The organism is Kiritimatiellia bacterium (genome assembly GCA_018001225.1).
Taxonomy (GTDB): Bacteria; Verrucomicrobiota; Kiritimatiellia; order CAIQIC01; family JAGNIJ01; genus JAGNIJ01.
On sequence record JAGNIJ010000031.1, the window covers coordinates 24,233 to 40,221 of the forward strand.

General features: G+C 66.5%; 1 protein-coding gene (cut by a window edge). It reads right to left on the reverse strand.

Annotated features, from left to right (window positions below; translation table 11 throughout):
- A protein-coding gene (locus KA248_10895; GenBank protein ID MBP7830414.1) for a DUF2235 domain-containing protein crosses the window boundary here: on the reverse strand, positions 1-15,989 show its 3' portion. 12,289 nt of this gene lie beyond the right edge of the window; only the last 15,989 of its 28,278 coding nucleotides appear in the window; the start codon falls outside the window, past its right edge — the gene reads right to left on this strand; it ends in the stop codon at positions 1-3.

Sequence of the window (15,989 nt, forward strand, 5' to 3'; positions counted from 1 at the left end):
TTACTTGACCTGCGTAGAATCGGTGACCTTCAAATTACTGGAGTAGGTCGTTCGGTGTCCCCGCTGGATTAGCCAAAGGTCGTCCAGGACGGGATACCTTTCGTCATGGCTATACCTCTTCCAATCCGTAGGACGTTTGCTGCCGTCTGAACGATATCCATACTTGCTCATATCCAAAGGAACGCCCTTGCTGCGCGCCTGCTCTACCATCCATTTCAGGGATTCCAGGTTGGATGTTTCGTAACCTCCGCCGATGTCCGAGTGCACACCTTCGAAAGGCATCTCTATGAAATTATCGCCTTTCAGTATGTAATAATCGTCCTCGTGCCGCCACTTGGTTCTCCAGTAGAAGTCCGCCACCGAGGTCAGCGGGAACAGGCCGCGGTACTCGTCCCGGGCCACGGCATGGGCGACCCACTCCACGTTCGGCGGGATATCCAGGCGCACACCCCAGTTGATATTGAGGCCGGCAGAGGGCGCGCCCACCTGGGCGACCGTATCGAAGATGCCCATGAACCGGACCTTGACGCACAGCCGGTAGTAATCGTGGAGCATGTTGGCGAATTCGCGGGCCATGGCCGCCCCTCGGCTGAAGCCGAAAACGTCCACGGTTCGATCGCCCCGCCCCCCGTCGAACGTCTCTTCAAATTTCTCCAGCATCCATTCCAACCGCTTGTTGGCGCCGCGGCCATTCAGGTTACCGGCCACGTTATGCCATCCGTCACCGGTGCCCACGCCGTTGTGATACCACTTGGGCCCGATGTACATGTTGTGCAGATCGGCCACGAAGGTGGAGGATGCGGGTTTCTCATCCTTATGATTCCCCGTTCCGTCGAAGAAGTATCCGGCGAGTCCCAGGACATCGACGGCATTGACGGGATCGTTCCCCGCGAAGCCGTAGAGGTGGATGCCGCCGTCTTCCTCGATCGGATCGCGGTTGAGCCAACGACCGTTTGCCGGGTCGTAGAACCGGTACCCGTAGTTGTACAGGCCGGTTTCATCGTCCAGGTACCGGGTGCTGAACCGGTGCGGGAAGTCGCCAGCCAGCGGGCCGTTGGTCAGGATGAGGCTTCCAAACACGCCATACTCGTAATGGGCCGCGATGCTGCCGTCCTGCCCGACGTACTCGGAGACATTGCCGTTGGCATCGTACACGGGGAAGTAGGCCGTCGCGTCCGAGGCCCGGACGACGGCCGCCAGTCCGCCGGCGCCGGCGGCGCCGAACGGCGTCCCGCTCAAGTCCAGGCCCCAGACGTAGTAGTTCGTCTGCGCCGACGCGCCCTGCTGCCGGACTTCGGCAATCAGGCTCCCCCCGTTGTACAGGAAGGTATTGGTCCGGCCGATACCGATCTTCCGGATCCGCCGGTCGGAGTAATCGTATTCGTTGCGCTCGAAGCTTGCGCCGTCGGAAGCCAGGACCATCCGGTTTTCCGCGTCCCAGGTGAAGGTCCAGTCGCCGTAGGTCAACAGGTTGCCGTCCAGGTCGTACGTCGGCTCGACCGGCGCGCCGTTGGACACGGACGTATACTGGTTCAGTTCGTTGGCCGCGTACTCGACCCATTCCCCGGGCTCCGAGGCCGTGCGGCGGTTCCCGACCAGGTCGTAGTCATACAGGTAGGCCAGCCCGGCCTGGTTCGTGGCGCTGGTCAACTCGCCGCGGAGATTGTATCCGAAGTCGAACAGGTCGCCGGCTCCGAAGGCGTCGCCGCTCTGCTGCCGCTGGCGGCGGCGCCCCAGCGGGTCGTGCGCGTAGTCGAAGCGCGAGACCAGGCGCCCGCCGGCCTCGTTGTCCACGCGGGTTACCAGGTCGCGATGAGAATCATAGCTCCAAGCCGTTGAGAGCGACCCCGTGCCGGCGGAAGTGATATCCCATCCCGCCAGCAGGTCGGAGTGCGCGGTGTAGGCGTACCGGACGCCTCCCGTAACGGAGGCCGCGGAGAAGGCCGCGCCGGCATAACGCCCAACCCCGTCGTAGTCATAGGTCACGGCATACGCCGTGCCCCAACCGAGGCCGGCGAGGCGGCCGTACGCATCGTGCGAGATCGCGAGGTCCGGCCAGCCCGGCATGGATTGACCGGTCAGCAGGAGAGACGAGGAATCGTATGTGTTGGTCCGCGTGCCCGAGCCATCGGTCACCGTGACCGGCCGGCCCATCCGGTCGTACGTGTAGCTGATGCCCGGTGTGCCGTCGGAATAAGTCACGCCCGTCAACTGGCCCAGCCCGTCGTACGCGTAGGTCTTGACGGTTCCGCGAGCCCACGTGCGCGTCGCCGGCCGGCCGTCCGCGTAGTACGTGAACGTCGGCCCCTCGCCGTCGGCGTAGACTTTCCGCGTGACCAGGCCGGAAGCCGGATCGTAAATCCACTGGGTGACATCGGGATCGCCGCCGACCTCGCGCCACGTGTGCATGGCGACCCGGCGGCCGAATACGTCGTACTCGTAGGCTACGGGGGAGACGGCGCCCCAGATGTTGGTCAGGCGTCCCTGCCCGTCGTACGCGAAGTAGGTGGCCTGGCCCAGCGGATCCGTGCTGGAAATCCGCAGGCCGGTCTCCGGGTCATACGAGAAGGCGTTCGTATGCCCGGCGGCATCGGACAGGGCGATCGTCCGGCCCAGCGCGTCGTACACGGCGCGCCGGGTTCCGGTCCGCGGATCGGTCACCGCGGCCGGACGCCCTAACGCATCGTAGCCAAACTGCAGGGTCAAACCGGACGCGCCGGTTTCCGAAGTCACCAGGCCGTTGACCGTCACCCGCGTCATGACCTGCGTGGAAGTCGGCACGATCCGATGCTCGATGCGGCTTCCGCTCCCGCGCTGCAGGTAGACGGCCGAAACGGTCTCATGCCCCAGCAGGTCGGCGGAGACCGATTCCTCGCGCAACACGCCGTTCGCCGTGGACTGGCCCAGCCCGGTCAGACGCTGACGGGAGACCCCGGCGAGGACTGACGCTGGGCTGCCTTGCTCCGGAACCAGGTACTGCCGGGACTCGCTGAACCAATCGTTGGTCAGTTGGACAAAGCGTGTCGCGTTGGATACCACCCGGTCCGGCCCGGCCAGGTCCACCTGGCCGTTCCCGTTGACGTCCAGGGCCTTGAGGCGCCGTTCGCCGAGTTCATCATACGCGTACAAGGTGGCCATGCCCAGGGGGGACGTCATCTTGGCCAGTCGGCCCATCGCATCGTACTCGTAGGTCATGGTCAACGTCGCGCCGCCGTAGCCCGGCCGTTCCGTGCGGAGGGTGCGCCCCAGCATGTCTGAAACGGTCTTCTCCCACACCGGGGACGCGATCCCCGCGGGGCCGGTGTAGACCTTCGTGTACTGGGACCCGTCCGCCAGGACCCCGTACTCATAGGTCTGGGGCACCACGGCGTTTCCAGTCACGGACTTGAGTTGCCCGTCACGGTACTGCGTCTCCACGGACACCCGGTTGCCCGGCGCGGTGTGCGTGATGGTCCGGTTGGCTTCGGAGTAGGCCATGGTCCGCTCCAGGCCGGCCGCGTCCACGAGCCGCACCACGCGCCCCAGTTGGTCGTACTCGTTGCTGGTCGTCATCGAGAGACCGCCGGCGCTGACTCGCTCGGCCATCATCCGGTTCTCGGCGTCGTACGAGTAGGTCGTGGTCACCCCGTTGGTGCCCGTCACGACCGTCATGCTCTCCAGCCGCTTCTGCGAGTCGTAGGTGAATGTGGTCAGCCGGCCCTCGGCATCGCTTTCGGACTCGACTCCGCAACAGCCGAACGCGGTCTCCGTGACGGACCCGTCGGACGCCGACGTGGCGGTCACCCGCCCGTTGGCGTCCCGTGTGTAGTCCTTCCACCAGGTAGTGACGTAGTCCAGGCCGTCGTAAATCTGCTGCTCGTCCCGGGCCACCCGGCCCTTGGCGTCGTAGTAGGTCACGGACCGCGTGGTCCGGTACGGCACCCCGGCCGGGTTCGCCGCCGTGCCCCGGGTCACGGTCTGCATCGCGACCATCCCGTTGGCGTCCACAACATAGCCGTACGTCACCAACTGCCCGTCGGGCTGCTGCTGGCTCACCAGTTTCCGGTCGAGCGTGCCGCCCTCATGCCGGAGGGTCGTGGTCCTCAAATTGCCGGCCGCCCCGTACGCCGCCCCCTGCGAGGCCGCGCGCTCGACGATCTCCACGCGCTGGGTCCCGGCGACGGCATAGACGTAGTACGTCCGGCCGACTTCCACGCCGTTGATGCTCTCGACGACGCGGCGGGGCTGGTTGTCGTCCTTGGCGCTCCCGGAATCGGCCGAGGAAACGGGTTCGTAGGAATACGTGGTGACCTTGCCGCCTTCCTGGTCCAGCCAGGAGGTCTCCTCGCGCGTAGGACGCCCCAGCGCATCGTACTCGAACTCGACCAGGCTGCCGTCGGGATAGACCTCCATGGCCGGCTGACCGTAGCCGCGTGCCAGGCTGGCGTCCTCGTCGTACACGATGGTCGAGGTCAGCGCCGCGCCGTCGGGATCCTGGATGACCTGGACAATTTCCTCGCCCCACGAGAAGGTATCAAAGCCCGTCTGCCGCTTGGACAGCACCTTGCCCTGGTCGTCCATAACCGTCCGGATTTCCGTGTCGCCCTCCCGGACCTTGCGCTCAAGTCGCCCGTTGGAAATCAGGTCCACGCGGGTCGGCATCACGTAGTCGGAGATGACCAGGTCGTCCACGTTCAGGATGCTGCGATCCACGTGGATCTGCAGATCGTCCAGGTTGAGCTGGGCCGAAGCTCCCGCCTGGTTGCTGACGCGGAAGCGTACCGGGTTGGTCGCCGCCACGTTCGCGCGCAGTTCGTGCCAACCGCTGATGTCCTCATCCACGCGGACTTCAACGGGCAGCCAGTTGGTGCCCCCGTCCTCGCTGTACTCGACCGACCACCATTCCCGCACGTTCTTCACGCCGCCATACGCGTTGGTGCCGTACAGGCCATACTTGAAGGACAAGCCGCCGGCCCCCTTCTCCAGGTCCTGCTGCAGGGTCATGCGACCGCCGTCCGCTACGCGCCCCGCCGCGGCCCCGATCTTCCGATCCAGCAGGTACCGGCCGACCACCGCCTGGTCCAGTTCCCAGACCTGGCCCGAGAGCATGATGTTCGTGGGCGCGTAATCGGCCTTCTCCCCGTCCTCGAAGTCAACCAGGGCATAATCCGTTTCGGACGAATCCCGGGTCACGCGAATCCGTACATCGCCCGTCTGCTGGACGCCGGCGTGGAACAGGGTCCAATTGGTCGACACGGCCGCGGCCGTCTCGCCGGCCTGCGCCCACGACTGGCCGCCGTCCACGCTGTATTCAACCCGCAGCGACGCCGAGTCCACGACTTCGTACGCGCCGGTGCCGTGCAGGGCATACTGGAAGGAGACCTCTCCGCACCCGTTGGTGCGGTCCGTGTCCATGCTCATCGCGCCGCCCGCCCGCAACCGGGCCGAGGCCGCGCCGTTCTTCTGGTCCTCGTCACCGGTGCCGATAAGGGCGTTGTCCAGCGTCCACGGCTGGCCGGAAAGGGTCACGGTGCCGGCGGCGTAGTTGGTCTTGACCTCGCCGGCGCCCTCGAAGTCCACGCGGACGCAGCCGCCCTGGGGCCAGGCCACGTACTCGTACACATTGGTGCCCGCCCCGGTGGTCTCCGTCAGTCGCAGCCGGTTCATGCTGCACCCGTCGTAGTCCGGGTCCTCGATGCGCCAGACGGCGGTCGGCGAAGTGCCCTCCTCTATGACGTACACGCCGTTGGTCCCGAACGCGCCGACGTCGCCGGGCCGGTAGAAACGCAGCTCATACCCCGCCTCGTTGGTGGCGATGACATCCACCACGGTGCTGGGCGCGAGAATCTGCCGCAAGGCGAGGCCGTCGCGCACGATCGTCACGCCCGGAGCCAGGCCCGCGAACTCCAACCCGTCGGGCGTGGTCAGCTTGCGCGAGAGCGCATCGGCATTGATGAACAATTGGCCGGCCGACTCGCCCGCCCGGGCGGGTCCGAGGTCGAACTCCACGTCCACGCTGCCGTTCTTCACCTGGCCGCTGGCACCCTCGCAGTCGGGGCAGGCCTCGTTGCAGTCCAGGATGTTGATCCAGGCCTCGTAGAAGCAGTTGGTATGGTTGCGGTCCACGGCCCGCACGAGGATGCGCCCGTAGACGGACTCCTTGTCCACGAACAGCAACGCCTTGTCCACCAGGTCGTTGGTCACCACCTGCGTCCCGTTGGTCTTGATCTCCTTGGCGCAGGGCAGCTTGTTGTTCTGGTCCTTCTGGACCTTGATGCTCTTCCACGGCCGGATCTTATCCTTGAATGACTTCTCCTTCTCCTTGATGACGTAGAAGTCCAGCGGCTGGCCGGCGGGCCAGTTGGTCAGGGACAGGTCCACCTTGAAACCCGGGGTGCAACGCAACTCCGCGCGCTTCCCGTCGATGAGCCAGTCGCCCGCCGGGAAGCACTCGATCATGATGCGCGTCTGGCGGTAGATGAAGGGCGTCACAGCCGCCCGCACGTCCACGTACCCGAGGCCTGAATTCGTCGCGATCACCAGTTGGCCGTTGGCATCCAGCGAAGCCATGACACCGGGATGCTGCTGCACGATCGTCCAGGTAGCCGCGCTCCCCACCCGCAGCACGGCGCTGGTACCCGGGAAGAGCACATAGGCCTGCTCGGCAACGGCGGTTTCGTAACCGTCCATCGTGATGTTCGACAGGTTCTCGATCGACACCCGGCCCGTGCCCGGGCCGGTCTTCGCGTCCAGCTTGGCGATTTGAACCCACCGATCGAACAGGTCATTGACTTCCTGATACGGCCGATCCTTGAAGTCCCCGTGCTTCCAGCGAAGCGAGGTGACCGGGTTGTTCGGATCGTAGACGCCGCCGAGCTTGGCATTGAGCCAGTCCTGCATCGGGATATTCCGGGCCGGATCGTATTTCCATCGCGCCACTTCCCGGCTGCCGGCGGGGCCGGTCAGCGCCGGGGACCACTTGGCCAGCAGAAAGGCATGGTTCGCGGCCGCAAACGCGCTGCCCTTTGCCGGGTGGTAGAGGTCCGCGAGGTTCAGGAACCGGCTCGGGCCCATTTCAAAGAAGGCATTGGTGCGCAGCAGGGATACGCGCAGCGCGTTGGCGTCGGCCGGCGGCATGCGCATCCAGTTGTGGGGCACCAGGTCCAGGACGTACCACGACCGCCAGTCCTTGTTGAACCCCCAGCCGCCGCAGGAACTGCCCACGAAGCCGTCGTAACGCTCCGTCCAGCGTCCCTTCAGAAGTTCCTGCCACCACCAGGCGAAGCTGCCTGTCGGATCGTTCCCGGGCATGGCGTCCGCCAGGTTGTTCGCCATCATCGTCGAGAAGTTCGGCCAGCGACTGGCCCGGCTGGCCTCCAGCACCTCCTCGCCGATGCTGAAGAAATTGTAGGCCACCGGGGCGACGTCGCCCAGCCGGTTGCGCCACGTAAGTTCGTGGCGACCGTCACCCGGCGGGAACAGCGTGTACCATTCCGCGGCCCAGAGCTTCGGATGATACTCCTTCCACTCCGGATGGACCATCTCGGCCATCTGCTGCGCCATCGGATCGTAGGTTTCCGAGGCCACCGCGGCGTCCAGGAGGAAGTAGCGGGTCACCCGGGCGCGGTGATCGTGAATGGCGCTGGAGAGCAGCATGTTGCCCAGGCTGTGCGCGGCCATGGTCACGTCATTCTCGTCGCGCCCGTTGATGAAGCCCGCCAGCCGGGAGGCGGCATTGAACGCGTTGATCACGTCCTGATGGTAGTTCACCGTCTGTTCCAACGAGGCCGGCACGGCCCACGCGCCGCCGCTCTTGTAGAGCTCGTGCCCGTACCAGCCGATGCCCACCATCCGGCCCCGGAAGCCGGACCAGAACAGCCGCTTGAACACCTCCGCGTAGGCGCCCCGCTTGTTCTGCTCGTTGACGTTGAACCCGTGCGCGAACAGGAACAGCTTGCCGTTGGTCTCGTCGTATGGCCAGTTGGGCGGCGAACCGAGGACGTCGTGCCACTCCTGCTTGTCCACCGGGGTCAGGTTCTTGCGCTCGTACATATCCTCGATGCTGCTGATGCTCAAGTTCAACTGGCGTCGCGAGGCGACTTGCTGGTACAGGCCGACATAGGCATTGGTGACCGCGACCAGGTTGGTGAGGCTACGATTGGTCGAGGACGGGTTCCACCGCTCCGACACGATTTGCAGGACCGGCGCGTTCGTCTCGATATCCGCCCGCCGCAATTCGAGCACCAGCGGCGAGACGGTCGGCTCCTTGGCCTCCACCAGGATGACGCAGTATTTCGGCCCCACGCCCTGGGGATCCGTAACCTGGGAAAGCGGCTGCTGGCGGATCTGCTTGAGCCAGGACTCGGGAATCTTCAACCCCGCGTTCGGCGCCGCCAGGCTCCGCGGCGGGATGTTGGACACGGGGAAGTTGTACTCGATCCACGTAACCGGCGGATTCCCGCCCGCCGAATGCACCGTGAAGCCCGCCAGTCGCTTGGCCGTCGCCGGGTCCGTCAGGTACTTGCCGACTTCCCCGGGAGCCAGGTCTGTAAAGGCCACCTTGAGCTTGTTGCTCCCGACGTGTGTCAGCCAGTACTCATACTTGGGCTGCGCCAGGTAGCCCTTGACCTTCTCCGGATCGCCGGCGATCGCAGCGGGCGGATCGTCCGTGAACCGGCAGTACTGGAGATCCGGCCAGAGATTCAGGTAGACGGGGAAGAAGTCCGTCAGGTCCTTGATCCCGTCGATGTAGCCGTCCCGCGCGTCCGCGTCCTCGTCGCCCGGGATGTCTTCCCCGTGCGCGTCGTCATCGTCGTTGACCCAGAACCGGAACAACCGCTGGTAGGCTGTCAGGCCGCGGTCCACGTTGCGCGCGGAGTTGTAGTTAAAGCCGTGCGCCACGTAATAAAGGTTGTTCGTGCTGCAGTCCTCCAGCTCGCTTTCGGCCCCGCCGATGTGCAGCAGCCGGTCCCGCGTGAACTCGGTGCCCAGCGACATGGACGAGCACAGGTCGCGGATCGAGCGCTGGCGGTACTCGCGCGAACTGAACGACCAATCCCACCAGTTCGTGCTGAAGTTCGAATCGAACATGAAGCAGGCGTCCGCCCGGCAGTCGCCGTCCGAGTCGCAGCGGCACAGGCAGCCGATTTCGAGGAACTTGTCCGCCGGCCGGCTGGCAATCTGCTCCACGCCGGTCTGCTGGTAGCCGCCGCTGTCCATGGCGGAGAACGTCCCGCCGCCCATGCCGCTGGCGTACGAGCCCGCCAGCCCGCCCATCGCCGCTTCCTGCGTGCTCTTGCCGCAGAACCCCATGGTGATCTCCACGGCCAGGGATTGCGCGCTCGCGCAGATATACTTGAACCCGATCGTCGCGTACTCGCAGACCTCGGGGCCCGACGGGAAGAGCATCCCGAACCCGCCGCTGCCGTCCAGGAGCGAGCCCAGCAGGTCCGGCTCCGCCTTGCAGACGACCTTGACGGGAATGATCACCGATTCCATCGGGTGCAGCGTCTCGGGCACCGCGTCCAGGACATAGAAGGTGTAGCGCTGGCTGTTCGCCGGCACCTTGAAGTTGACCTCGTCGGCGCGGATCAGGCCCTTGTTGGTCAACTTGACTTGCGTGTTGTACACGTCGCCGACCTTCATTTCCGGCAGCGTGATCTTCGGCGGTTCGACGATGACGACGGCGGCGGGCACCTCGGTGCGGTACACCATCGTCACGACGGTTTCATACACGTCCTTGATGGTGGTCTCTCGCACGGAGAACTCATAGGTCACGAGCTCATTTTCGAGCATGACCTGCTTCGTGACCGTGGAGTCCGGCCGCACCGAGACCGTGCCCGCGACCATCTTGTGGTCGCGCGAGCTGATCCGGTACTGGTAGTTGCCAACCGGCAGGTCCTCGAACAGAGCCTCGCCGTTGGCGTCCGTCGTCAGGGTCCGGTCGATGCCGCCCACCTGCTCGTGCTGAACGCGAACGGTGACGCCGGCGGCGCCCTGGATGGGCTGCCCGTTGGCGTCCAGCGTGCCGGTGTAGATGTCCAGCAGCTTGAACAGCGCGTCGCCCGTGCCGGCCTCGGTCACCGTGATGTAAATCGGGATCAGCCGCTCGGCGTGGTTGGAACTGCGCACGCGCAGCTTGAAGGTGTAGTTGCCCACGGGCACGTCCGCGCCGGGACGCGCCAGGATCAGCACTTCGCGCTGCGCGCCCGGAGCCAGGTCGGCCGCCGCGCCGCTGGACGAAAGGTTCAGCCACGCCGGGGCGGCCGTCCCCTCCTGGGTCAGCAGGTCGAGGCGCACCTCCCGCATCAGGCCCAGCCCGACGTTCTTGAGCACGACGGTTTCTTCCACGGGGTCCAAGGTCCCGGGATTGGCGCCGGTCTCGATATACGACGGCGTCCACTGCAGGGCCGGCTGGGCCTCCTGCACGGAATACTGCACCGGCAGGCGCGCCCAGACGAAAGGCCCGGCCGGCGTGTCGCTCTCCAGCCGCAGGGTGATCACCGACGAGGTCAGGGACAGCCCCTGCAGCGTGAAGTTCAGCGTCCCGCGCTCTCGGGAGCCCACGTAACCCAGCGGCGGATCGCGGGTGACCACGAGATCCTCCGGGAGGACGCCGCCCGGCTGGTCGGCCGCCTCGTACATCAGCCGCAGGTTGGTCACCGCGCCGCCCTCGCTGGTGGTGAACCGGACGGGATAGCTCTGCGGCACGCCCAGGGGCAGAACGACGTTGTACCCGCTGAAGTCCAGGATAAGCCGGATGATCGTGAACCGGTCCTGCACCGCCTTGCTCAACTGCTGCGGGTGGTTGACCCAGACGTCGTACACGCCGGACTCCTTCGGCAGCGGCTTGAAGGCAAAGCTGAATCCGCCGGCCTCGTCGGTCGTCACGTCGTACGTCCGCTCCAGTCCCTTCTGGGAGATCGTCAGCTTCAACGGGACGTTGATCACGGGCACGGAGGTCTGGCGGTCCACTGCCCGGCCGTAGATCATGATGTTCGTCGCGAGTTCGCCGATGGCCTCGCGCGGGCTGATGTGCGTGATCTCGCCGATGTAGGGCAGGTCCGCGAGCGTGACCTGCTGGTTGAACGAGCCGCCCTCCGCCCAGGTTTCGTCCGGCTGCGAGCGGTGGTAGTACACGCGGTCCAGTTCCAGCCGCAGCACGGCCGTCTCCGGCGAGTTGGTCGGCACCTCGAAGACCACGGGATCCGAAGTGAACGTCCCGCCCGGCGGGATTCGGACGACGGCCTCGCCGTTGACGAGGGATACGAGCAGTTCGCCCAGCACCTGGCGGAACGGCACCAGGGCCAGCGACTTCTCCTCGCTGTTCAGCAGGCGCAGGCGCACGTGCGGGGACGGATTCTGGCCGGACGCCGTCACGATCTCCACCTCGACGGCGCTGTCGTTGTAGAACACCCAGCGCACCGTACCCGTGCTGCCGCGGGTCAGCGACTCCGCGAACACGCCCGCGCTCACGCGCTGGACGGTCGTACTCCGGTCGGTCCAGCCGACCAGTTGCGCCAACTCTCCGTCGGCAGGCCGCATCTCGACGGCATGCCGGACGCGGTCCGGGTTGGCCAGCGAAGCGCTGCCACCCAGCACGACGTGGACATTGGTCACTGAGCGGGCGGGCATGTGGAACACGGCGGAGACGTTCGTCATCCCCCCTGCGCTGACGCGCAGGTAGAGGTTGCTGGCGGCGGCCGAGGCCGCGTTGGTCAGCGCGTACTCGAGGCGGTTGATCACGCCGCGGGCCAGGACGGCGTTGGTCGCCAGGATCGCTTGCACCTCGGGCAGCCGGATGCTCCGCTCGGGGCTGCGCTCGCCGTACTCGTCCACCGCCAGCACGGTGTACTCCCGCGGGCCGCCGCGGTACGAAGCGTCCTGGAAGCGCCGTTCCATCAGCGGGGCGACGTTCTGCTTCACGCGCGCACCCTCGGCCGCGATGTAGAAGTCGTAGCCCCGGATCTCGCTCTCGTACGGGTGCGTCCAGGCGGCGATCGGCGCCAGGTCGTTCGTCCGCGTGACCAACAGCGAATCCACCGGCAGCAGCACGACGTTCAGGAACTGCGCCAAGGCGGGCGCCGACTCGTTGCCGATCGCATCCGCGGCCGTGACCGTGTACCAGATCTGCGTCCGGCTCGGCCGGGCGTCGATCCACCACAGGTCCGCCAGGTTCTTCAGCAGCGGGGTCCGCCCCGTGACGTTGGTCGCCTCCTGCGCGGTCCGGTAGACGCGGTACGTGACCGGCTCGGTGAACGGCGGCGCGATCCAGGCCAGCTTCACGCCGCGGCCCAGCAGTTCCAGCGTCAGGTTGCGCGGCGACTGGGGCGGCGTGGCGTCGGCCAGGGCCGAGACGGATTCGCTGGGCGTTCCGACGGACTCCTGCCCGTTGGCCTTCCGGACGCTCGCCACCTTGTAGGCGTAGGAGCCGTCGAAGGCTGTTGTGTCGCGCAGCGTCAGCGCGCCCGCGCTCCGGACGCGGGCGGTAAAGACCTGCTCGCCCGGCGCCTTCCGGTACACCTGGTAGTCCGCCGCTCCGTCCACCGCCAGCCAGGAGAGCTCAATCTGCCCGCCCGGCTGCGACTTTGCCGCGAGGCTGAACGGAGTCGGCAGCGTGGGCAGGTCGCCCTGGTACACCTCGTAGGCGTTCTCCGCCCGGATGACCCGCGTCGTGTTGCCCAGGTCGTCCCAGGCCAGGTATTCGAAGAACAGGTCCTCCTTCGGGGTGCCCGCCGCCGCCGGCAGGACGAACGTGCCGACCCAGCGCTGCTGATCGACGCGCGCCAGCGTGTCCAGCGCATAGCGCCCTGCGCCCTTCAGGCTCAACCCGTACGAGATCGCCGGCTGTGCGCCGTCGGGCACGACGTCGCTCAACACGAAGACCGCCTCGACCCGAACGGGGTTCGTGGAACTGTTGCGGATCGGCTCCGGCGGATTCAGGAGAATTTCCGAAACTTCCGGCCCGGCGGTATCGATCACGACCCGCGTCCCCTGCTCCACCTCCGAGCCCTGGTTGCCCGAGAGGTCGCGCCCCGAGAAGAGCACGTAGCCCACGCCGGACGGCGTGGAGGACCGGATGTCGAACTGGCCGCGGTAGAACCGATTGCTGACGGGGGTGAGCGCGATCGGGATCGGCGAGGCGTTCTCGAACGTCAGGCTGACGAACGGATCGGCCACCAGTTCCTCGCTGATCTCGACGGACACGTCGACCCGGCCCACGCCCATCCGCCGCGTGGCGGGATCGTTCGGACCGGACGGCGTGAAGACCACGCGCCGCGCCTTCGGGGCCACGCGGTCGGAGACCACGGCGACCTGCTCGGACAGTTCGCTCTCGTTGCCGGCCAGGCTGACCCGGGTGATGCGGTAGTAGTACGTGTCGTCCGCGTCCGGCAGGTCGTTCCACCAGGCGGAAACCACCAGGTTGGTGTTGATCCGCACGGCCTCGCTGACGTTCGTGAACGGCTCCGTGGCCCGGTAGATGTTGAAGCCGCGCACCGTGGCGCGATCGGGATGCTTCCAGGCGAGCATCACCACACCCTGCGCATGCCGGTCGCCCACGACCTGCACCGGCGCGGCCGGGAGGGTCCTATCCACATATATAGTCAGTGGCGTTGAGGTCGGCCCGAAGCCCGCCCGGTTCCATGCGGTCGCGAGGAACTCGTTGGTGCCGTCCTCCAGCGCGCCCGTGTGGCCGAATTCAAGGTTGGTGTTCAGGGGCAGCGGCCCGGCCCACGCGGCGCCGTTCCGTTTCAGGTAGACCTCGCTGAAGGCCGGTCCCTTACCGGTCACGGTCAGCGACAGGACGTTGGTGAACGAGCGGTCTTCCGGCGCCAGCCAGGTCGGGGCGGCCGCGGGCGGCGCCAGCGCCACGACGACGTCCGCCGTATAGACGGAGACGTTGCCGGCCAGGTCCTCCGCGCGCGCGGTGATCCGGTACGGGCCGTCGGAGATCCCCCGGACGTCCCAGTTGTATTCCGCCCAGCCCAGCCCGTTGGTGTCCCGCGCGAGCAGCGTCCCGTCGCGGCGCAGTTCGATCGGGCCGACGCCCGAGCGGTCGTAGGCCTCAACCCGGATGGCGCCGACCCGGTTCACCACCAGGCCGTTGGTCATCGCGGCGCCCTCGAAGCGGACGCGCGTGAACGACGGCGCGATCTGGTCCGGCATCGGCTTGACCGGCAGCGGGGTGACGTCCGGGTTCCAGCCGTCGTTGATGTTGACCGACACGACGGCCAGGTAGCTGGTCGCGGCGTTAGGCAGGCTCATGACCGTCAGGTTGGTCCGGGTCGCGGTCTGGCGCGCGGTCATGCCCGTGACCGTTGTGAACGGCTGGCTCTCGACATAAATCGCGTAGTGCTTCAGGCCCGAGGTAGGCGCGACGGCCTTCCAGAACAGATCCGCTTCGCCGTGATAGGCGATGGCCTCGACGTTGGTGGGATTGGGCAGCCAGGTGTAGCCGGTGCCGTAGATCCCGCCGCTCTCGTACGCCTCGGTATCCCTCGCGGTGAGCAGGATCTCGTAGCCCGTCGCCGGCGCGAGGCCCTCGATCAGGCACTGCGTGACGACACCCACCGCCAGCTCGTTGGTGGCGCCCCAATAGAGCGTGTAACCCGCCAGGTCGTGGAACAGGTCCGCCGAGTGCTCCCAGCGTACGACCAGGTTCGTCGGCCCGGAGTCGAAGCGCAGGTTCTTCGGCGCGGCCGGAGGCTTGCCGTATCCGACGAGGGACAGCGGGATGCCATCGCCCGTCAGGGTGTCGTTGGTGCGGCCGACAAAGATCGTGACGCGCTCGGAGACCTGGGTCGCGCCGTCGCTGACCGTGAAAGTCACGTAGCGCACGCCCCAGTCGTTGGTACCCGTCTGCCAGTGGAAGGCCGAGCGCCAGACGCCGCCCGTGTAGACGGGCTCCGTCAGGATGGCCCCCTCCGGCATGTTCGTCGCCGACAGGGTGAGCGGGTCGCGGTTCGGGTCCGTCGCCCGCAGGCCGATGCCGAGGAACTCGCCCGCGCGCGTGACCTGGTTGCCGATGTACGCAAGCGCCGGGGGCTGGTTCTCCGCCTGCGGCTTGAGCCGCATCGTGACCAGATACTCGCCGCCGAGATTTGAATCGAACACGTTGACGAAATAACGCCACGGCTCGCGCCAGTTGTCGCGGAACTTGTCGATCCAGAAGTTCCTCGGGTTGAGCCGCTTGCCTTCCCACCGTTCGACCGACTCGATCTCCATGTCCTGCAACCGCAACTGGGCGTCGTTGGTCGTGGACCAGACAAACTCCATCGCGGCGTACAGCGGGGCCGGCACGGAGGGGGTCGTCAGCCGCAGCCGCCAGACATCGTCGTCGAGGTTGCTCAACAGCTCCAGCGTCGCCTCGTCGGACACGTTGGTGACGTCCGTGTAGTAATTCGACAGCGCGATCTGCGATCCATACACGCGGTAGGCGTCGAGGTCCTTTGCCAGGAAGTCCGGGAGGTCGTCGCTGCCCGGGGAATCCAGGAGGACGGTGTGAATCAGCCGGTGCGTGTTGACCTCCCGCAGCAACGAGGTCATCTTGCCGCCCAGCACGTCGCTGTGCGAGAAGTCCGCCGTGAACTCGACGAACTGGCCGCACAGCGTCGCCTCCATGATCCAGGACGCGATGCCGGCCTGGCCGGGCTGGATATCGCCGAAGTTCGCCTGCAGGCTCTTCGCCCGCTGGATCCCGTTGACCTCGCTGCCCGTGATCGCGAAGGTGACCGGCAGCCCCTGCTCGTTGTCCACGATCTGCGGCTGGGCGGACTGGATGGACAACTTGCGCGCCCGGCCGGGGCCGTCGTTGCGCGCCCGCACGCCCAGGTGGAACGGGACCGGCTTCTCCACCTCCGGCGAGAACGGGTCGTCTCCGTACACGTCGCCGGGCAGGAAGTAGTCGAGCGTCAGCATGGGCATGGGCTCGACGTAGATGTGGTCGGGCTTGACGTCGCGCTCGTAGTCGTCGCCGGCCAGCCGGTAGCGCAGCGTCGCGCCGGCGTAGT